Below are 18,375 nucleotides of genomic sequence, written 5' to 3'. Positions count from 1 at the left end.
CTCCGGAAGCATAACAGAGACTCACTGCTCGGCCGGGGGTTCCCGCGGGATCCCGACGGGCTCCACGTCCAGCGGCTGACGGGTCCTCATCAGCAGCGTGGCCTCCACGATCATCGCCGAGACCGCGCCCACCAGCAGTGCCAGCCCGATCCACTGGGTGGACAGCGAGGGGAGGTCCCGGACCAGCAGTAGGATCAGGATCACAGCGAACATCTTGACCGCCCAGGAGCCGAGCACGGTCGCGGCCATGCTCATCGGGCTCAGGCGCGGGCCGAGGAACGCGATCCCCATCGAGGGCAGCACCACGAGCAGGGTGAGGCCGGTGCCCACCAGGGCGCCCGCCAGGGCGGTCGACTCAGGGCGGGTGGCGGCGATGACGAGCACGATCACGTCCAGCACCAGGCCGACGGCCACCGCGATCACCGTGGCTCGCTGCATCGAGCGGTCGCCCGCAGTGCGGCGCCGCGGCCCCGGGACTGCTCCTCGTTCGTGCGCGTCGGGGATCTCAGGCTGAGGGGACATCGGAATCCTTCCGGTGACGGCCGGTGCGCCATCTGAGGGGGTCGAAGGTGAGCAGGACGGCGAACATCAGTCCGCTCACCCAGAAGATATAGACCGAACGCATCGGCAGCACGAGCGGGAGCAGCAGCCCCACGGAGATGAGGACGGTCCAGGTGTACATGATCAGCACGGCGGTGAGCTTGCTGTGGCCGAGGCTGAGCAGTCGGTGGTGGAGATGGGCCTGGTCGGCATGGAACGGGGACTTCCCCGAGCCGATCCGCCGCAGCACGGCGAGGCCGAAGTCCAGGAACGGCACGATCATCACGCCGATGGGCAGCAGGATCGGCAGGAACTGTCCGAAGAAGTCCGCTCCGGAGAGCCGAACCGGATCGACCTGCCCGGTCACGGCGATGGTGCTGGCCGCCAGCAGGAGTCCCAGCAGCATCGAGCCGGAGTCACCCATGAAGATGCGCGCCCGGGTGAGGTTGTGCGGCAGGAAGCCCAGACAGGCACCGATGAGCACCGCGGTCAGCAGCGCGGCGAGAGAGGAGTAGTCGTCCGCCGAGGCGTCGCGGGTGAGCAGGTAGGCGTAGAGGAAGAAGGCGGATCCGCCGATGGCCATCACGCCGGCCGCCAGCCCGTCGAGACCGTCCACGAAGTTCACCGCGTTCATGCTCACCACCACGACCAGCACGGTGAGGATCAGCGCGGTGCGTCCGGACAGCACGGTCACGCCGTTGATCGGCAGGGTCACCAGGCTGACGCCCTGCCAGGCGAGCAGCAGCGCCGCCAGCACCTGACCGGCCAGCTTGGTGACCCAGTCGAGGTCCCAGCGATCATCGGCGGCGCCGAGCAGGCACACCAGGGTGCCGGCGGCGAGGATCGCCCAGGGCTGACGGGTATCCCGGAACAGTCCCTCGAGGAAGGGGATGTTGCTGGCGACCAGCATCGCGCAGAGCACTCCCGCGAGCATGGCGAGGCCTCCCAGACGCGGGGTCACAGCGTCGTGCACATCGCGGTCCCTCACCGCTGTCATCGCGCCGGCCCGTCGGGCCAGCAGCCTCACCCCAGGGGTCACCAGGAAGGTGACCGCCGCGGCGAGCAGCAGGAGGAACAGATAGATCCTCACCCGGGCGAGCTCTGCGATCCGCCCTCATCCGCAGCGGGCTCGGACGTGGTGGTCGGCGTCTGCTCGCCGACCCCCTCGAGGGGGCTCTCGGTGGCCGGTTCCTGCACTCCGGCAGCTGCGGCGTCAGGTTCCGGCCCGGGCTCGGCGGGAAGATCCAGCACTGACGGGCTCGCCGCCGGCGGCGCGGGATCGGGCTTCGTGGGATCGGCCGCCCCGGAATCCGCGGTCGGCTCTGCATCGACCGGCGCAGCGGCCGCGCCCTGCGCGCCGTCCGAGCTCGAGCCCGTGCTCTCTGCACCGGGCGTTCCCGCCTCAGCGGGCTCATCGTCAGAGGACAGCTCGTCGGAGCTCTCGGGCTCGGGCGCGGCGAAGATGTCACCGACCACCTCGATGATCCGCTCCCGGGAGATGGCACCTTCGCGCACGATCTCCGCCGGGGTCACGGTGGTGTCCAGGATGGTGGAGCTCTCGCCGATGCGGGCCGGTCCGTCGTCGAGGTAGATCTCGACGGCATCGCCGAGCTGCGTGGCGGCATCCAGCACGGTGAGTGCGGCGGGCCTGCCGTGACGGTTCGCACTGGAGACGGCGAGCGGACCGGTGCGGCGCAGCAGCTCGAGGGCGACCTCGTCATCCGGCATCCGCAGCGCCACGGTGCCGCCGGTCTCCCCAAGGTCCCAGGTCAGTGACCGCTGCGCCGTGAGGATCAGGGTGAGCGCGCCCGGCCACAGCTTGTCGGTGAGGTCCTCGACGTAGTCGGGGACGTCCGCGGCCAGGGCCAGCAGCACGGCATGGTCGCCGATCAGCACCGGCGGCGGGGTGTCGCGGCCGCGGCCCTTCGCCTCGAGCAGGGCCTGGACGGCGTCCGGGGTGAACGCATCCGCCCCGATGCCGTAGACGGTGTCCGTCGGCAGGACGATCAGGTCTCCGCCGCGCACGGCGTCGACGGCGGCGGCGAGGGCGTCCTCGCGGGACTCTGGGTTCTGGGTGTCGTGCACGGTCACCGGGACAGTCTCTCACTTCCGCTGGTCGGTTCCCCGAGGGCGCGACGCGCCACCAGGAATCGGTCCCGTCCGGTCAGGTCGGGAACAGTGCTGAGCAGGTCGAAGCCGCCGCCGTCCGCGGCGGCGCCCAGGGCTGCCTGCCCCTGCACGTCCGCGTGCTCCATGATCAGCACGCCACCGGGCCTCAGCAGCCGCCGCGCCCAGGTGATGACGGCACGAGGCACCTCGAGTCCGTCGTCCCCGCCGCCGAACAGGGCGCGGTGCGGATCGTGCTCGAGCACCTCGACGTCGCGCGGCACGGCCTCGGGCGGGATGTAGGGAGGGTTGGACAGCACGGCATCCACCGGCCCGACCGCCGCCAGCTCGGGGATCTCCCCGAGCAGGTCGGCCTGCAGGACGCGGCCGCGTCCGGTGCCCGCCCGGTCGAGGTTGTGTGCGGTCAGCTCCGCGGCGGCCGCGTCGATCTCCACGGACAGCACGCGCGAGCGCGGCAGCTCGTCGAGGACGGCCGCTCCCAGTGCGCCGGAACCGGCGCAGAGGTCGATCACCTCGTGCAGCGGCCCGTCCAGGTGCTGGCGCAGCAGGTCCACCGCGAGCTCGGTCTCGGGCCGCGGGATGAACACGCCGGGCCGCACGTCGAGCATCAGGTGCCGGAACGGGGCACGGCCCAGGATCAGCTGCAGCGGCTCGCGCTGTGCGCGACGGGCGGTGAGGTGCGCGAGCTGCTGCGCGAAATCCTCCGGCAGCTCATCGAGCATGACCAGCGGCTGCTCGGTCCCTGCGGCATGGGCGATCAGCGCCCGGGCGTCGACGCTGGGTGAGGGGACCCCGGCCTCGCCGAGCTGCCGCGTCGTCTCCGCCAGGGCGGAGCGCAGGCGGCTGCGGACCTCCCCACCGTGCATCAGGAGCGCTCCTGGTCGGTCCCGGCCCGGGCCTCCGCCAGGCGCGCTGCGCGCTCGGCGTCGCGGGAGGAGGCGATGAGGTCGCCGAGGTCGCCGGCCAGGACCTGGGCGAGGTTGCCCGCCTTGAAGCCGGTGCGATGGTCCGCGACCCGGGACTCGGGGAAGTTGTAGGTGCGGATGCGCTCGCTGCGGTCCACGGTGCGCACCTGCGAGCGCCGGGTGGCGGAGGACTGCGCCTCCTGCTCCGCGCGGCGGGCGTCCAGCAGCCGGGTGCGCAGGATCCGCAGCGCCTGCTCCCGGTTCTGCAGCTGGCTCTTCTGGTCCTGGCAGGAGACCACCACCCCGGTGGGCAGGTGCGTGATCCGGACGGCGGAGTCGGTGGTGTTCACGCTCTGCCCGCCGGGACCGCTGGAGCGGAAGACGTCGATGCGCAGGTTCGCCGGGGTCATCGCCTCGGCGAGCACGTCCGACTCGTCCGCCTCATCGGCCTCGGGCAGCACCAGCACGCCCACCGCGGAGGTGTGGATCCGTCCCTGGGACTCCGTGACCGGGACGCGCTGGACCCGATGCACCCCGGCTTCGTGCTTGAGATGGGCATAGACGCCCGCGCCCGGACCGCCCGCACCTCGTGCGGCGATCGCGACAGTGACGTCCTTGAGGCCGCCGAGATCGGACTCGGCAGAGGTGAGGACCTCTACCCGCCAGCCCTGGGTCTCGGCGTAGCCACGGTACATGCGCAGCATCTCCGCCGCGAAGAGCGCGGACTCCTCCCCACCGGCGCCGGCCTTGATCTCGAGGATCACGTCCCGGGCGTCGTCGGGGTCGCGGGGTGCGAGCAGGTCCTCGAGATGCTCGCGCTGCGCGGTGAGGCGGGCCGCCAGCTGCTCCGCCTCGACGGCCAGCTCCTCGTCCCCCTCCCCCAGCTCCTCGAGCTCCCGGGCGGTCTCGAGGTCCGCTCGGGTGGCGTCCAGCTGCGCCGCGGCCTCGAGGATCCCCTCCAGCTCGGCGTAGCGGCGGCCCACGCGACGGGCGCGGGCGGCATCCTCGTGCAGGGCCGGGTCCGCCATCGACTGCTGCAGGCGAGCATGCTCGTGGCGCAGCGGCGCGAGACGATCGCCCGCATCGTGCTCGCTCATCGATGCTCCTTCGTCAGCCACCCGACTCCTCCGTGCTCACATGCGACGACGCCGGTGCACGCCCTGGGGCGCGCACCGGCGTCGGAGAGTGCTCTCTGCTGCTGGGACGTCGCGCGGGCTGCGGCCGGGGACGTCGCCCGGGCTCCTACCGCTCGTCCCTCGCAGTACGTCGCTCAGGAGTCCTTCTTGCCGTAGCGGGCCTGGAAGCGGGCGACGCGGCCGCCGGTGTCCAGGATCTTCTGCTTGCCCGTGTAGAACGGGTGGCACGCGGAGCAGACCTCGGTGCTGATCGCGCCGTCGGTCTTGGTGCTACGGGTGGTGAACGAGTTGCCGCAGGTGCAGGTCACCTGGGTCTCGGCGTATGCGGGGTGGATCTCAGCCTTCATGTCTCTCCTTGCTCGGGGTCGCTGGGTCGGCGCCCGGCGGGCACCGTGAACCAGAACCGACGTCACAGTGTGCCACGCCTAGCCCCGCAGGCGCGAGGATTCCGGATGCGGCGTGCGCTACATCGCTCCGGTCAGCTCGAGGCGCGCACCTCCAGCCGGTAGGGCACCGCCCGATGCGCCGCCTCTCCGTTGAGCGGGACGGAGCCGTCGAGCATCCCGGCCACCAGCGAGACCGTCTCGCGGGCCACCGTCTCGATGTCGAGGCTCAGGGTGGTGAGCTCGGGGGTGACCAGCGAGGCGATCTCAAGACCGTCGACACCCACCAGACGCACCTGGCCCGGCACGTCCTTCCCGAGGCTCCGCAGGGTCCGCAGCAGGCGGACAGCGAGCTCGTCGTTGAAGGCGACGATCGTGTCCGTCCCGTCGGCCAGGATCTCCTCGAGCGCCTCCCGATGCCCCTCGCGCGCGTCCATCTCCCGCACCGGGACCTCGTCGCCGCCGACCAGCGGACGCAGCGCCGACGCGAGCGCCAGGCTGCGGGAGCGGCCGAGACCGCCGACGAGGTCGAGGACCACGGGCCGTCGGGCCCCGGCATCGCTCAGGTGCGCGGCCAGCTCCGTCATGGCGGGCTCGCGGACCAGCTCGATGACGCCGCCCTCGGCGAGCTGCGCAGGGCGGCCGTCCAGCTGGACCACCGGCATCCCGCCCTTGCCGCGGATGTCGGCGGTCAGCACGCCGTAGCCGACGAGGGCGTCGACCCGGCGCGCCAGGTCACCTGCCACCTGTTCGGGGTGCGGGGCGTGCATGGCCTCGGCGAGCACCACGTTCCAGCCGTACGGCGCGCAGGCGCGGACCACCGCGGCGCCGAGCTCGGCGAAGTAGGCGTTGGAGAGGTCCTCCACCACCAGGCCGAGGGTGATCGGCCCCTGTTCCACGAGACCGCGGCCGAAGCGGGAAGGGCGGTAGTTCAGCTCCCGCGCCGCCGTGAGGACTCGGTCGCGGGTGTCGATGCTGATGCCGGATTGATCGTTCATGGCCCGGGAGACCGTCTGCCGGGAGACCCCGGCCCGCTCGGCGACGTCGACGATGGTGGCCCTGCGCTCCACGGCGCTCATCGGGCCGGAGACCCCAGGTCGAGCCAGGCCAGCTGGTCCTCGGTCAGCTCGACGCCCAGGCCCAGGGTCGAGGAGCGCATCTCGGCGATGCTGCGCGGGCCGAACAGGGCGAAGGTCGGGAACTTCTGGTGCAGCACGAAGGCCAGGGCGATCGCGGTGGCCGGGACCCCGTGCTCGCGTCCGAGCTCCTCCGCCCGGGCCAGGCGCTCGAAGTTCTCGTCGCTGTAGTAGCAGCGCACGAGCTCCGCGTCCGAGCGGTCCTCGGGGTGGGCACGGCCGGTGAAGAAGCCGCGCGCCTGCGAGGACCAGGGCAGCAGGGCGATACCGCGCTCCTCGAGCCACGCCCTGGACTGCGCATCCGTGGCGTGGACGCAGCCGGCCCACGGCACATCCAGCGCCTCGGCCAGGCCGAAGTGGTTGGACAGGATGGTGAAGCCGGTGCGGCCGTTGGCCTTCGCATAGGCATTGGCCTCGTCCACGCGCTCCGGGGTCCAGTTCGATCCGCCGTAGGCGCGGATGCGCCCGGCCCGCAGGTGCTCGTCCATGGCGTCGACGAACTCACCGACCGGGACCTCCGGGTTGTCGCGGTGCATCATGTAGAGATCCGCGTAGTCCGTGCCCTGACGCTCGAGGGACTCCTCGAGCTGACGGGTGATCGACGCCGGATCGCAGTGCGGGGTGTGCGCCCCCTTGGTGATGACCACGACGTCCTCTCGCACGCCGCGGTTGCGCACCCACTGCCCGAAGAGCTTCTCGATGTGGCCGCCGCCGTAGACGTAGGCGGTGTCGAAGGTGGTTCCGCCGATCTCGACGTAGGCATCGAACATCGCGGAGGCGTGGGCCAGGTTCAGCTGGTTGTCACAGCCCATCACCAGGCGGGAGACCCGCTTGTCGACCCCGGGGATGCTCCCGTAGGTCATGGCCGGTCCGGCCTGCACACTGCCGGGGGCCAGGGGCCGGCCGGTCAGGGTGGGGATGTCGGCGTCGTCGGCCTCGAAGGGGTAGCGCAGGCCGATCTGCTCGCGCCACTGATCCAGGGCGCGCGCCTGCCCCCAGGAGTTCTCACCGGTGAGCTCGGGAACCTCGCCGCCGCTACGGGCGGCACCGGCGAGGGCGTCGGCCTCCAGCGCGTAGGCGTGGGCCGCGGGGATCTCGATCCGTCGGGCCGGCTCGCCCACCACATCCAGCTCGATGCAGGTCTCCTCACCCAGACCCCAGGGATCATCCAGGCGGATCACACCGCGGGTCCCGGTGATCGTCGCGGACTGCGGGTCCGCCAGGCGCACGCCCGTGCGCAGGCTCGCCGTGATCCCACTGGGGAAGGTGAGCTCCGCGGTGGCCCATTCGTCCACGCCCGTCTCTCCCAGGGTGCCGCTGCCCGCGATCGTGGCCGGCTCGACGGCGGCGCGGCCCTGGGCGGCGCCGGCGACGAAACGGGCGAAGGACATTGGGTAGCAGCCCACGTCCAGGATGCCGCCCCCAGCGGTCATGGGGTCGAACAGGCGCCCGCTGCGAGCGCCGGTGTCGAAGGAGAAGGAGGCGTCCACGTGCGTGATCTCGCCGATCGTTCGCTCGGCCACCAGCTCCAGGACCCGGACGGTCTGGGGATGGAAGCGGTACATGAAGGCCTCGAGCAGGACCTTCCCGCTGCGAGCGGCGAGGTCGATCAGCGCCATGGTGGTGCCGGAGTTCGGGGTCAGCGGCTTCTCGCACAGCACGTGCTTGCCCGCCTCGAGGGCCAGCGCGGCCAGGCGCGCATGTCCGGTGTGGACGGTGGAGATGTAGACGGCATCGACCTGGTCACTCGCGAGCACCTGCTCGTAGTCGCCGATCAGCGCCGGTCCGTCCAGAGGGAACTCCTCCGCGAAGGCCTTCGCGCGCTCGGCGGAACTGCTGCCGACGGCCACCAGCACACCGTCCTGCGAGGAGGACAGCTGTGAGGCGAAGCGGCGGGCGATCCCGCCGGGCCCGAGGACTGCCCAGCGGAACGGGGTGGGGGGAGTGCTCATGTCGACGTCGACGTCCTTCGCAGGTGGGAGGAAGAGGCCGTGAACGTTCACGGCTGGGATTACGCTATCCCGTTCTGTCCTCCTGGGCAATGCCGTCGGCCCTGGCGATGGAGCGCCGCGTCGAGGAGCGGTGCGACGGCGCGGCGCCCACCCGACGAGGGGCACCTCCACCGCGGTGGAGGTGCCCCTCGAGCTCCGCACCGTGCTCGGCACGGTGTGCGGTGCGGAGATCAGTCCGAGCTGCGCCCGCCCACGCTGGGCGTGTTCTTCTGGACCGTCATCAGGAACTCGGAGTTCGACTGCGTCTTCTTCACCCGCTCCATGAGCAGCTCGAGCGCCTGCTGCTGCTCGAGGGAGCCCAGGACACGGCGGAGCTTCCACATGATGGCCAGCTCTTCCTTGCCCATCAGCGCCTCCTCCCGGCGGGTGCCGGAGCCGTTGACGTCGACGGCCGGGAAGATGCGCTTGTCGGAGAGGTGACGGGAGAGGCGCAGCTCCATGTTGCCGGTGCCCTTGAACTCCTCGAAGATGACCTCGTCCATCTTGGAACCGGTCTCCACCAGTGCCGAGGCGAGGATCGTCAGCGAACCGCCGTGCTCGATGTTGCGCGCCGCGCCGAAGAACCGCTTGGGCGGGTACAGCGCCGAGGCATCGACACCACCGGAGAGGATCCGGCCGGAGGCCGGTGCGGCCAGGTTGTAGGCACGGGACAGGCGGGTCAGCGAGTCCAGCAGGACCACCACGTCGCGGCCCATCTCCACCAGGCGCTTGGCCCGCTCGATGGCGAGCTCGGCGACGATGGTGTGGTCCGAGGCCGGGCGATCGAAGGTCGAGGCGATGACCTCTCCCTTGACCGTCCGCTCCATGTCGGTGACCTCCTCGGGGCGCTCGTCGACGAGCACGACCATGAGGTGGACCTCGGGGTTGTTCACGGTGATCGCATTGGCGATCTGCTGCATGATGATCGTCTTGCCGGCCTTCGGGGGCGAGACGATCAGGCCGCGCTGGCCCTTGCCGATCGGCGAGACGAGGTCGATGATGCGCGGGGAGATGGCATTCGGTGCGGTCTCCAGCCGGAGCCGCTCGTCCGGGTACAGCGGCGTGAGCTTGCTGAAGTCGACCCGCTGCCGGGCGCGCTCGGTCGGCATCCCGTTGACGGTGTCGACCTGCACCAGTGCGGCGTACTTGTTCTGGTTGCCGCCGCCGCCCTTGCCGCGGCGATTGCGGCCGCCACCATGCTGCTGCTCGACGCGGTGGTCCTCGCCGTCCCGGGGCGCCTTGACCTGGCCGGTGATGGCATCGCCCTTGCGCAGGCCGGCGCGCTTGACCTGGTTCATGGTCACGTAGACGTCACTGGCGCCGGGCAGGTAACCGGTGGTGCGCACGTAGGCGTTGTTGTCGCGGATGTCCACGATCCCGGCGATGGTCATCAGCTCATCACCTTCGCGGGCCTGGCCGTCGTCCTGCTGGCCACCCTGCGAGTTCTGCCCACCCTGGGAGTTCTGCCCACCCTGGTCGTTCTGGCCGCCGCGACCGCGACGCTTGCGATCGCGCGAGCGGTTGCGGCTGCGGGAGCGAGCTCGACGGTCGTCGTCGTAGCCGTCGCCGCCCTGACGGTCGTCGTCGTCCTGCTCCCCGGAGCGGTCCGGGAGCTCGATGTCCTCCAGCCGGCGGCGCTGGTTGCCGCCGCGACCGCGATCGTCGCCCCGGCCACGGTCCTCACGGCGGTCATCGCCGCGGGACCTGCGGCTGTCGTCCTCCCGGCCGCCCTTGTCGTCGCCGCCCTCGTCGCGGTTCACGGAGCCGTCGCCGCGCCTATCCCGCTGCGGGCCGGCTCCGCCGTCGGTCGGCACGTCGATGCCGAGGTCCGGCGCGGAGTCGCCGTGGGATCCACCGGAGTCGGTGGTGCGGGAGCGCGAGCGGGACCGGGACCGCTCGTGGCGACCGGTCGCCTCCGCGCCTGCGACGTCCGGCGCAGCGGGCGCCTCCTGCGCGGGGCCAGCGGCCGCTGCCGCGGGGGCGTCGGCGACAGCGGTGGCCGTCGGCGGCGTTCCGCCCCCGCGGATCGCCTCGATCAGCTCGCCCTTGCGCAGGCGACGAGCCCCCTTGATGCCGCGCTCGGCAGCGATGGCCTGCAGCTCGGGAAGCTTCTTCGCCGCAAGATCTGCGCCGGAGGTGGTGTCGTTCACCCGGGTTCCTTCCTGTTGAGCCGGTCTCGCCGGCTCTTTACTGGTCTGGGTGCCGCACAGCACCGGGGACATCTGGTCTCCGGGTGCTGTCACGACAGGTCCGCACAGGGTTCTCCCCCACGATGCAAGGCATCCTCGGGGGGCCTGCCGGTGTGATTCGGGGTGCGTCAACGGCGGCGCACGGGCCTGCATGGCACGTCAACAATGGTGCACATGGTCCGTGCGGGGCGCTTGATCAGGAAGCACATCGGAACGCGGAGTTCTGCACACAGCATCCACCAGGGATCTGCTGCAGGGTTCTGCGTCGCGCGATGTCGCCTGGACGCAGGGTCAACCTACCACAGGAGCCGCGGCGGCCGTCCGCAGCGGTACCTCGGCGATCCGCCATGCGGCGGGATCGCCCACGAACCGGCGCACCAGGGGCGCCAGCTGCGTGCGTTCTCCCGCCATCACCAGCACGGAGGGTCCCGCGCCCGAGATCACTGCGGGGTGGCCCTCCTGCCGCAGCACGCGCATCAGCTCGACGCTCTCGGGCATGCCCGGTGCGCGCCGATCCTGGTGCAGCCGGTCCTCGGTCGCCTCGAGCAGGTGCTCCGGCGCGCCGGCGAGGGCGTGGACGAGCAGGGCGGAGCGGGAGGCGTTGAACACCGCGTCGGAGTACGGGACCTCGTCAGGCAGCAGACCTCTGGCCCGGTGGGTGGAGAGGGTGGCGGTGGGCAGCAGCACCACCGGCCGCAGCACATCACCGGCGACGCGCAGCGATGCGGCACGGGCCACGGCGCCCCGCATCCAGGACAGCACCACACCGCCGAACAGCGCCGGCGCGGCGTTGTCGGGATGCCCCTCGAACTCCGTCGCCAGCTGCAGGACGACCTGGTCGTCCAGCGCGTCGGGGTCGGAGATCATCCCCCGGGCCAGCAGCAGCCCGGCAAGGGTGGCCGCGGCACTGGATCCCAGGCCACGACCATGCGGGATGCGGTTGGTGGCCTGCAACCGCAGCCCGGTCTGGGGAGCCCCGGCATGGTCGAGACCGCGCCGCAGGGCACGCACCACGAGGTGATCCTCGCCGGCGGGCACCGAGCCGGCGCCCTCCCCCGTCACGGTGATCTCGACCGCACCGGTGGTCGCCTCCACGCTCAGGTCGTCGCAGAGGTCCAGAGCGAGCCCGAGGGTGTCGAATCCCGGACCGAGGTTCGCGGAGGTCGCCGGGATCCGCACCGAGACGCGGGTGTGTTGGATCCTCACAGGCCGATGGCCTCCGCCGCCGCGGCGATGTCCACCGGCACCACGGCCGGCGTGAGATCGTGCTGGATCATCGCGGTATCGATGTCCTTGAGACCGTTGCCGGTGACGGTGATCGCGATCGTCGCTCCGGGTGGGACCAGCCCCTTCTCGGCCTGCTGCAGCAGCCCCGCCACGCCGGCCGCCGAGGCGGGTTCGACGAAGATGCCGACCTCGCCGGCGAGCAGCTTCTGCGCATCGAGGATCTGCTGGTCGGTGACCGCGTCGATGAGGCCGGCGGAGTCGTCGCGCGCCTCGACCGCGAGGTGCCAGGAGGCGGGGGCGCCGATGCGGATGGCGGTGGCCACCGTCTCGGGGTCGGTGATCGGGTGCCCGGCCACGAAGGGGGCGGCGCCGGCGGCCTGGAAGCCCCACATCTGCGGCAGCGAGTCGGTGAGGCCCGCTTCGCGGTACTCCCGATAGCCCATCCAGTAGGCGGAGATGTTCCCGGCGTTGCCGACGGGGAGGATATGGATGTCGGGAGCCGTCCCCAGCGCGTCGACGACCTCGAACGCGGCGGTCTTCTGTCCCTGGAGGCGATACGGGTTCACGGAGTTGACCAGCTCGATCGGGTGCTCCGCGTCCAGCTTGCGGGCGATCTCCAGGCAGTCGTCGAAATTGCCGTCGACCTGGATCAGCTTGGCGCCGTGGACCACGGCCTGGGCGAGCTTCCCGGCCGCGATCTTCCCCTGCGGCAGCAGCACCGCACAGGTCAGGCCCGCGGCGGTGGCGTAGGCCGCGGCCGAGGCGCTGGTGTTGCCGGTGGAGGCGCACACCACGGCGGTCGCGCCGTCGCCCAGCGCCTTCGACATCGCCGAGACCATGCCGCGGTCCTTGAAGGAGCCGGTGGGGTTCATCCCCTCGACCTTGACGTGGACGTCCGCACCGACCGCCGTCGACAGGGCCGGGGCCGGGAGCAGCGGGGTGCCGCCCTCCCCCAACGTCAGCAGGGTGTCGTTCTCGGCGAACGGAAGATGCTCTCGGTACTCGGCGAGGATGCCGCGCCACTGATGTGCCATGTGGTCATTCTCCTTCGATGCGCAGGACGGAATCGATGCTGAGCACCGTGGCGGTGGAGGAGAACACGTCCAGCGAGGCGGTCATCGCGGACTCCAGCGCACGATGCGTGCTGATGCCGATGTGCGCCCGCGCCGGTTCGTCGGACCCCTCCTCCTGCTCGAGCAGCTCCTGGTGGATGGTCGAGATGGAGATCCCGTAGCCGGACAGGGTGCCGGCGATCTCGGCGAGCACGCCGGGGCGATCCTCCACGGTCAGCGAGATGTAGAAGGCGCTGCGCAGCTCCTCGAGCGGGATCGACTCGAGCTCGGCGTACCGCGACTCCCGCGGGCCCACCCCGCCGTGCACCCGGGAGCGGGCGGCGGAGACCACATCGCCGAGGATGGCCGACGCGGTCGGGGACCCTCCGGCACCCTGACCGTAGAACATCAGCGACCCGGCGGCATCCGCTTCGATGAACACCGCGTTGTACGCCTCGGCGACCGAGGCCAGCGGGTGCTCCTCGGGGATCAGCGCCGGGTAGACGCGGGCCGAGATCCGTTCTCCGTCCTCCTCCTCGATGCGCTCGACGATCGAGAGGAGCTTGATGGTCCGGCCCATCCGTGCGGCGGCGGCGATGTCCTGGGCGGAGACCGTGGTGATGCCCTCGCAGTGCACAGCGGCCAGCCGCACCCGGCTGTGGAAGGCGAGCGAGGCGAGGATCGAGGCCTTGGCCGCCGCGTCGTGGCCCTCGACGTCGGCCGTGGGATCGGCCTCCGCGTAGCCGAGCTGCTGGGCGGTGGCGAGCGCGTCGTCGAAGCTCGCGCCGGTGCGCGTCATCGCGTCGAGGATGTAGTTGGTCGTGCCGTTGACGATGCCGAGCACCCGCTGGATGCGATCCCCGGCGAGCGATTCCCGCACCGGACGCACCAGCGGGATCGCGCCCGCGACGGCTGCCTCGAAGTACAGGTCCACGCCGTGGGTGTCCGCGGCCTCGTAGAGGGTGGCCCCGTCCTGGGCCAGCAGCGCCTTGTTGGCGGTCACCACGCTGGCGCCGTGCGCCATGGCGTCCAGCAGCAGGGTGCGAGCGGGCTCGATGCCGCCCATCACCTCGATGACCAGGTCCGCATCGTGCACCAGGGAGGCGGCGTCCTCGGTGAGCAGTGCGGCGGGCACATGCTCTCCGCGGTCGCGACCGAGGTCCCGCACGGCCACTCCGATCACCTCGAGGCGCCCGCCGACGCGATGGGCGAGCTCGTCCGCCTGCTGGGAGATCAGGCGCAGCACCTCGCCGCCGACGGTGCCGGCGCCGAGGACCGCGACCCGGAGGGTGGGCAGCGTCGAGAGGGAGGAGTGCTCCCCGGACGCTGAGTTGCCGGAAGCGTGCTGTGACATGTGCGCAGTGGTCCTTCCACAGGGGCCGACGGAGGGGGCGGGACGGGCCCTCGAACTCTAGCCGAGGGTCACCTCACCATGTGTCCGGACGTGAACGATTGCGACGGAGCGCATCAGGCCCGCTCGCCGACCGACCTGCTGCGCTGGTTCCTCGCTGTGAGTCGATCAGCCGAGGTCCAGGCCGAGGAGGTCCTCCTCGGTCTCGCGACGGATCAGGGTGCGGATCTCGCCGTCGCGCACCGCGATCACCGGTGGCCGGGGCACGTGGTTGTAGTTGGAGGCCAGCGAGTAGCAGTAGGCGCCGGTGACCGGCACCGACAGCAGGTCGCCGCGCTCCACGTCGCCGGGGAGGTACTCGTCCTTGACCACGATGTCGCCGCTCTCGCAGTGCTTGCCGACCACGCGGACCACCTCGGGCACAGCGTCGGAGACCCGGCCGCTGAGCAGGCAGGAGTAGTCGGCGTCGTACAGCGCGGTGCGCACGTTGTCACTCATCCCGCCGTCCACGGAGACGTAGACGCGGTGGTGGGGGCCGCCGAGCCGCACGTCCTTGACGGTGCCCACCGAGTACAGGGTCTGGGTGGAGGGGCCGGCGATCGCGCGGCCGGGCTCGAAGGACACGTGGGGCACCTCGAGCTCGAGCTCGTGGCACTGCTTCTCCACGATCCCCGCGATCCCGGCGGCGAGCGCCGCGGGCGTGGCCGGGGTGTGCTGGGTGTTGTACATGACACCGAAGCCGCCGCCCAGGTCGAGCTGATCGATGGTGTGACCGAGCTCGTCACGGACGTGGGCGACCAGGTCGAGCACGCGGCGGGCGGCGACCTCGAAGCCGCCGGTGTCGAAGATCTGGGAACCGATGTGGGAGTGCAGGCCCAGCAGGTCCAGGTGCGGGGCCTCGAGCACGCGACGCACGGCGTCGAAGGCGACGCCGCCGGTGAGGGAGAGGCCGAACTTCTGGTCCTCATGCGCGGTGGCGATGAACTCGTGGGTGTGGGCCTCGACGCCGGTGGTCACCCGCACCATCACGGCGGCGCGCCTGCCCAGCTGGGCGGCGACCGTGTCGACCAGCGCGATCTCGTCGAGGGAGTCGATGACGATGCGGCCCACCCCGGCCTCGAGGGCGCGGCGGATCTCCGCCTCGGACTTGTTGTTCCCGTGCAGAGCGATGCGCTCGGTCGGGAAGCTGGCGCGCAGGGCGACGGCGAGCTCGCCGCCGGTGCAGACGTCCAGTCCCAGCCCGTCCTCCTCGACCCAGCGGGCGACGGCGCCGCAGAGGAAGGCCTTGCCCGCGTAATAGACCTCAGCACCGCGGTGGGGGCGGAAGGCGTCGGCGAAGGCATCGCGGAAGCTGCGGGCACGGTGGCGGAAGTCGTCCTCGTCGAGCACGAAGGCGGGGGTGCCGACCTCCTCGGCGATCCGGCGCACGTCCACGCCGGCGATCTCGACGGCACCCTCGGCGCTGCGGACGGTGTTCCGCGACCACAGGCCGTCGATCAGGTGATTGACGTCCTGGGGGTAGGGCAGCCAGGTGGGGGCTGCGTCGTTGCCGTGTAGGGCTCCGGCCTCGTGGGCGCGCATGTCTGCTCCTGGTCTCGCACCATCCCGCCCGCACGCTCCCGCCGGGCGGCTCGCGCCGTCGGCGCCCTCCGAGGGTAGGTGTGCGGGCGGAGCGCTCGCACTCCTGTCCGGCTTGCGAACAGTGCGAGGCTGCCGCCCCGTCCGTCCGGTAGGGGCCGGTCCGCCCCGTTCGGAAGCGCAGTACACACGGGATGGCATGGGACCCGAGGCCCGGCAGGTGAGCGAGAGCACTTGATAGTGTCGGGGCGTCGGCGCGGGAGCCGCGGTCCGACCCCACCGGGTGCCCCGCGCCCGCTCCCTCGTCTCCGTGATCGATTCCCTGCGAAGGAGTTCCGGTGCCCACTTCATCCTCGGTCAAGGACCGTCCCGGCGAGCACGAGCTGGTGGTCGTCGCCAATCGGCTGCCGGTGGACTCGCGCACCCTCCCCGACGGCGCCACCGAATGGGTGACCAGCCCCGGCGGCCTGGTCACCGCAATGGAGTCGGTGATGCGCAACGTCGACTCCGGTGCCTGGGTGGGATGGGCCGGCTCCCCCGGAGAGGCCCCCGATCCCTTCGAGGCCGATGGGATGAGCCTGTATCCGGTGCGGCTGGATCAAGAAGACATCGAGCGGTACTACGAGGGCTACTCGAACGCCACCCTCTGGCCGCTGTACCACGATGTGATCGTCGACCCGGAGTTCCATCGCGGCTGGTGGGATTCGTACCTCTCGGCGAACCGACGTTTTGCCGTGGAGGCGGCCCCGGTCGCGGCCCCGGGAGGGACCATCTGGGTGCACGACTACCAGCTCCAGCTGGTCCCACAGATGATCCGGGACCGGCGCAGCGATGTGCGGATCGGGTTCTTCAACCACATCCCGTTCCCTCCGGTGGAGCTGTTCTCCCAGCTCCCCAAGCGCAATTCCATCCTGCGCGGGCTGCTCGGCGCGGATCTGCTGGGCTTCCAGCGCGAGAGCGATTCGCTGAACTTCCTCGCTGCGGTGCGCAAGCTGCTGGGCCACCACGTGGACGGGATGACGATCTCGGTGCCCGGGATCGGCGCCGCCCCGGTGCGAGAGGTCCAGGTGCAGACCTTTCCGATCTCCATCGACGCCTCCGCCGTCTCCACCCTCACCGAGGATCCCGAGATCCGGGAGCGTGCCGCCGAGCTGCGCCGGGACCTCGGCGATCCGGAGAAGATCGTGCTGGGGGCGGACCGCCTGGACTACACCAAGGGCATCCGGCACCGCCTCAAGGCCTGGGGCGAGCTGCTGGACGACGGCTCGATCGACCCGCATGACGCGGTGATGATCCAGATCGCCACGCCGTCCCGGGAGCGGGTGGAGGCGTACCGGCAGCTGCGCGACGAGGTGGAGCTGACGGTGGGGCGGATCAACGGCGAGCACGCCCCACTGGGCCGGCCGGCCGTGTCGTACCAGCATCACTCCTTCGACCGACGGGAGATGACAGCGCTGTTCATGGCCGCCGACGTGGTGCTGGTGACGGCGCTGCGCGACGGCATGAACCTGGTGGCCAAGGAATACGTCGCCTCCCGCCCGGATCTCCAGGGGGTGCTGGTGCTCAGCGAGTTCGCCGGCGCGGCCGACGAGCTGCGTGCCGCAGTACTGGTGAACCCGCACGACATCGATGAGCTCAAGGCCGCGATCCTGCGCTCGCTGGCGATGCCGCCCGAGGAGCAGGAGGAGGCGATGCGCTCCCTGCGCCACCAGGTCATGGAGCACGATGTGCAGCACTGGGCCCACCAGTTCCTCGAGCGCCTGACCATGTCGGGGTCCCCGGAGGATGAGGCGGCGCAGATCGTCCGACTCGCCGGGGACGCCCTGACCGACCCTGCGGAGCTGGATACGACGCTGCGCGAGTTCACGGACGTGCCGCGCCTGCTGATCGCCACCGACTTCGACGGCGTGCTGGCGCCGATCGTCCCCGACCGCGATGCGGTCCAGCCCGATCAGGAGGCTCTGCAGGCGCTGCGCGAGCTGTCCGATCTGCCGGGGGTCGCCGTCGCCCTGGTCTCCGGGCGCGCCCTGGCCGATCTCGATTCCCACACGGCGATGCCCAGCTCGGTGGTACTGGTGGGGTCCCACGGCGCGGAGGTCGGGGCGCTGCCCCCGTGGATGCAGGCCGAGGTGCTGGACAAGTCCGCGCTGAGCATGACGCCGGAGAAGGAGGAGCAGCTCGCCGCGATCACCACCACTCTGCGGAGGATCGCCCGTGCCCACCCCGGCACGGAGGTGGAGACGAAGCCGACGGCGGCGGTGCTGCACACCCGCAACGCCAAGGGCCGCGGCGGGCTGAACGCCACGGACTCGGCGCTCGAGTACGCCACCACCCTGCCCGACGTCACGGTGACGCCGGGCAAGGAGGTCGTCGAGTTCGCGGTCGTGCACACCTCGAAGGGGGTGGCGATCGATGCGCTGTCCCGGGCCGGCGCTGCCGATGCCTGGCTGTACCTGGGTGACGACGTCACCGACGAGTCGGTCTTCGCCCAGCTCGGCGAGCACGACGTGGGCGTGAAGGTGGGCGGCGGCGACACCGCCGCCGGCCTGCGGATCGCGGACACCGCAGCGGCGCGGGATCTGCTGCGGCGGCTTCTGGAGCTGCGCGCCCAGCAGAGCTGAGCAGAAGAATCCCCGGTGACAGGCCGTGATGGCCTGTGACCGGGGATTCTCGTGGTGCCCGCGACAGGATTCGAACCTACGACCTTCTGCTCCGGAGGCAGACGCTCTATCCACTGAGCTACGCGGGCGGACGTGGGAA

At 71.2% G+C, this 18,375-nt stretch carries 14 protein-coding genes and 1 tRNA gene; 1 reads left to right on the top strand and 14 read right to left on the bottom strand.

Annotation, left to right across the window (positions count from 1 at the left end; translation table 11 throughout):
* Positions 1–21: 21 nt before the first annotated feature.
* The 13 genes from ACHUEU_RS01650 to lysA form a co-directional block, all read right to left on the bottom strand.
* The gene (locus ACHUEU_RS01650) at positions 22–522 is read right to left on the bottom strand and encodes a hypothetical protein (RefSeq protein ID WP_394214143.1); all 501 of its coding nucleotides are present in this window, start codon (positions 520–522) and stop codon (positions 22–24) included.
* On the bottom strand, positions 506–1,630 hold the full coding sequence (locus tag ACHUEU_RS01645; RefSeq protein WP_394214142.1) for an MraY family glycosyltransferase: 1,125 nt from the start codon (positions 1,628–1,630) through the stop codon (positions 506–508). Before ACHUEU_RS01645 ends, ACHUEU_RS01650 begins: the two co-directional genes overlap by 17 nt.
* Positions 1,627–2,631: an L-threonylcarbamoyladenylate synthase gene (locus tag ACHUEU_RS01640; RefSeq protein WP_394214141.1), complete on the bottom strand. Its 1,005-nt coding sequence runs from the start codon at positions 2,629–2,631 to the stop codon at positions 1,627–1,629. Before ACHUEU_RS01640 ends, ACHUEU_RS01645 begins: the two co-directional genes overlap by 4 nt.
* Positions 2,628–3,533: a N5-glutamine methyltransferase family protein gene (locus ACHUEU_RS01635; protein WP_394214140.1), complete on the bottom strand. Its 906-nt coding sequence runs from the start codon at positions 3,531–3,533 to the stop codon at positions 2,628–2,630. Before ACHUEU_RS01635 ends, ACHUEU_RS01640 begins: the two co-directional genes overlap by 4 nt.
* Entirely contained in the window at positions 3,533–4,669 is a 1,137-nt protein-coding gene (gene prfA, locus ACHUEU_RS01630; protein ID WP_394214139.1) for a peptide chain release factor 1, read from the bottom strand. The genes ACHUEU_RS01635 and prfA overlap by 1 nt, the downstream gene beginning before the upstream one ends.
* 173 nt (positions 4,670–4,842) lie before the next feature.
* Entirely contained in the window at positions 4,843–5,055 is a 213-nt protein-coding gene (rpmE, locus tag ACHUEU_RS01625) for a 50S ribosomal protein L31 (RefSeq protein ID WP_394214138.1), read from the bottom strand.
* Positions 5,056–5,186: 131 nt separating this feature from the next.
* Positions 5,187–6,170: a LacI family DNA-binding transcriptional regulator gene (locus ACHUEU_RS01620; protein ID WP_394214137.1), complete on the bottom strand. Its 984-nt coding sequence runs from the start codon at positions 6,168–6,170 to the stop codon at positions 5,187–5,189.
* The gene (locus tag ACHUEU_RS01615) at positions 6,167–8,179 is read right to left on the bottom strand and encodes an aldo/keto reductase (RefSeq protein WP_394214136.1); all 2,013 of its coding nucleotides are present in this window, start codon (positions 8,177–8,179) and stop codon (positions 6,167–6,169) included. The genes ACHUEU_RS01620 and ACHUEU_RS01615 overlap by 4 nt, the downstream gene beginning before the upstream one ends.
* Before the next feature lie 230 nt (positions 8,180–8,409).
* On the bottom strand, positions 8,410–10,368 hold the full coding sequence (rho, locus tag ACHUEU_RS01610; RefSeq protein ID WP_394214134.1) for a transcription termination factor Rho: 1,959 nt from the start codon (positions 10,366–10,368) through the stop codon (positions 8,410–8,412).
* Between the two features lie 330 nt (positions 10,369–10,698).
* On the bottom strand, positions 10,699–11,613 hold the full coding sequence (gene thrB / locus ACHUEU_RS01605; RefSeq protein ID WP_394214133.1) for a homoserine kinase: 915 nt from the start codon (positions 11,611–11,613) through the stop codon (positions 10,699–10,701).
* Positions 11,610–12,668 carry a threonine synthase gene (thrC, locus tag ACHUEU_RS01600; RefSeq protein WP_394214132.1) on the bottom strand — a complete coding sequence of 353 codons (1,059 nt, stop codon included), beginning with the start codon at positions 12,666–12,668 and terminating at the stop codon, positions 11,610–11,612. The genes thrB and thrC overlap by 4 nt, the downstream gene beginning before the upstream one ends.
* A 4-nt stretch (positions 12,669–12,672) precedes the next feature.
* Complete coding sequence (locus ACHUEU_RS01595) at positions 12,673–14,040, bottom strand: homoserine dehydrogenase (RefSeq protein ID WP_394214131.1); 1,368 nt, start codon at positions 14,038–14,040, stop codon at positions 12,673–12,675.
* Positions 14,041–14,205: 165 nt separating this feature from the next.
* A complete protein-coding gene (lysA, locus tag ACHUEU_RS01590; RefSeq protein ID WP_394214130.1) occupies positions 14,206–15,618 on the bottom strand; it encodes a diaminopimelate decarboxylase in 1,413 nt (470 codons plus the stop codon).
* A gap of 335 nt (positions 15,619–15,953) precedes the next feature.
* On the opposite strand from lysA, the gene ACHUEU_RS01585 reads away from it, so the two are divergent.
* Positions 15,954–18,236, top strand: a complete 2,283-nt coding sequence (locus ACHUEU_RS01585; RefSeq protein WP_394214129.1) for a bifunctional alpha,alpha-trehalose-phosphate synthase (UDP-forming)/trehalose-phosphatase — start codon at positions 15,954–15,956, stop codon at positions 18,234–18,236.
* A gap of 52 nt (positions 18,237–18,288) precedes the next feature.
* Here ACHUEU_RS01585 and ACHUEU_RS01580 read toward each other — a convergent pair.
* Positions 18,289–18,364, bottom strand: a tRNA-Arg gene (locus ACHUEU_RS01580).
* Between the last annotated feature and the right edge of the window lie 11 nt (positions 18,365–18,375).

Origin of the sequence: Brachybacterium vulturis (assembly GCF_043641765.1) — a bacterium.
GTDB classification, from domain to species: domain Bacteria; phylum Actinomycetota; class Actinomycetes; order Actinomycetales; family Dermabacteraceae; genus Brachybacterium; species Brachybacterium vulturis_A.
This window is presented reverse-complemented; position numbering and strand designations above follow the sequence as displayed.

Coding starts and splice junctions, on each gene's coding strand:
- ACHUEU_RS01650 (WP_394214143.1), bottom strand. CDS start 522: ATGTCCCCTCAGCCTGAGATCCCCGACGCGCACGAACGAGGAGCAGTC.
- ACHUEU_RS01635 (WP_394214140.1), bottom strand. CDS start 3,533: ATGCACGGTGGGGAGGTCCGCAGCCGCCTGCGCTCCGCCCTGGCGGAG.
- prfA (WP_394214139.1), bottom strand. CDS start 4,669: ATGAGCGAGCACGATGCGGGCGATCGTCTCGCGCCGCTGCGCCACGAG.
- rpmE (WP_394214138.1), bottom strand. CDS start 5,055: ATGAAGGCTGAGATCCACCCCGCATACGCCGAGACCCAGGTGACCTGC.
- ACHUEU_RS01620 (WP_394214137.1), bottom strand. CDS start 6,170: ATGAGCGCCGTGGAGCGCAGGGCCACCATCGTCGACGTCGCCGAGCGG.
- ACHUEU_RS01615 (WP_394214136.1), bottom strand. CDS start 8,179: ATGAGCACTCCCCCCACCCCGTTCCGCTGGGCAGTCCTCGGGCCCGGC.
- thrC (WP_394214132.1), bottom strand. CDS start 12,668: ATGGCACATCAGTGGCGCGGCATCCTCGCCGAGTACCGAGAGCATCTT.
- ACHUEU_RS01595 (WP_394214131.1), bottom strand. CDS start 14,040: ATGTCACAGCACGCTTCCGGCAACTCAGCGTCCGGGGAGCACTCCTCC.
- lysA (WP_394214130.1), bottom strand. CDS start 15,618: ATGCGCGCCCACGAGGCCGGAGCCCTACACGGCAACGACGCAGCCCCC.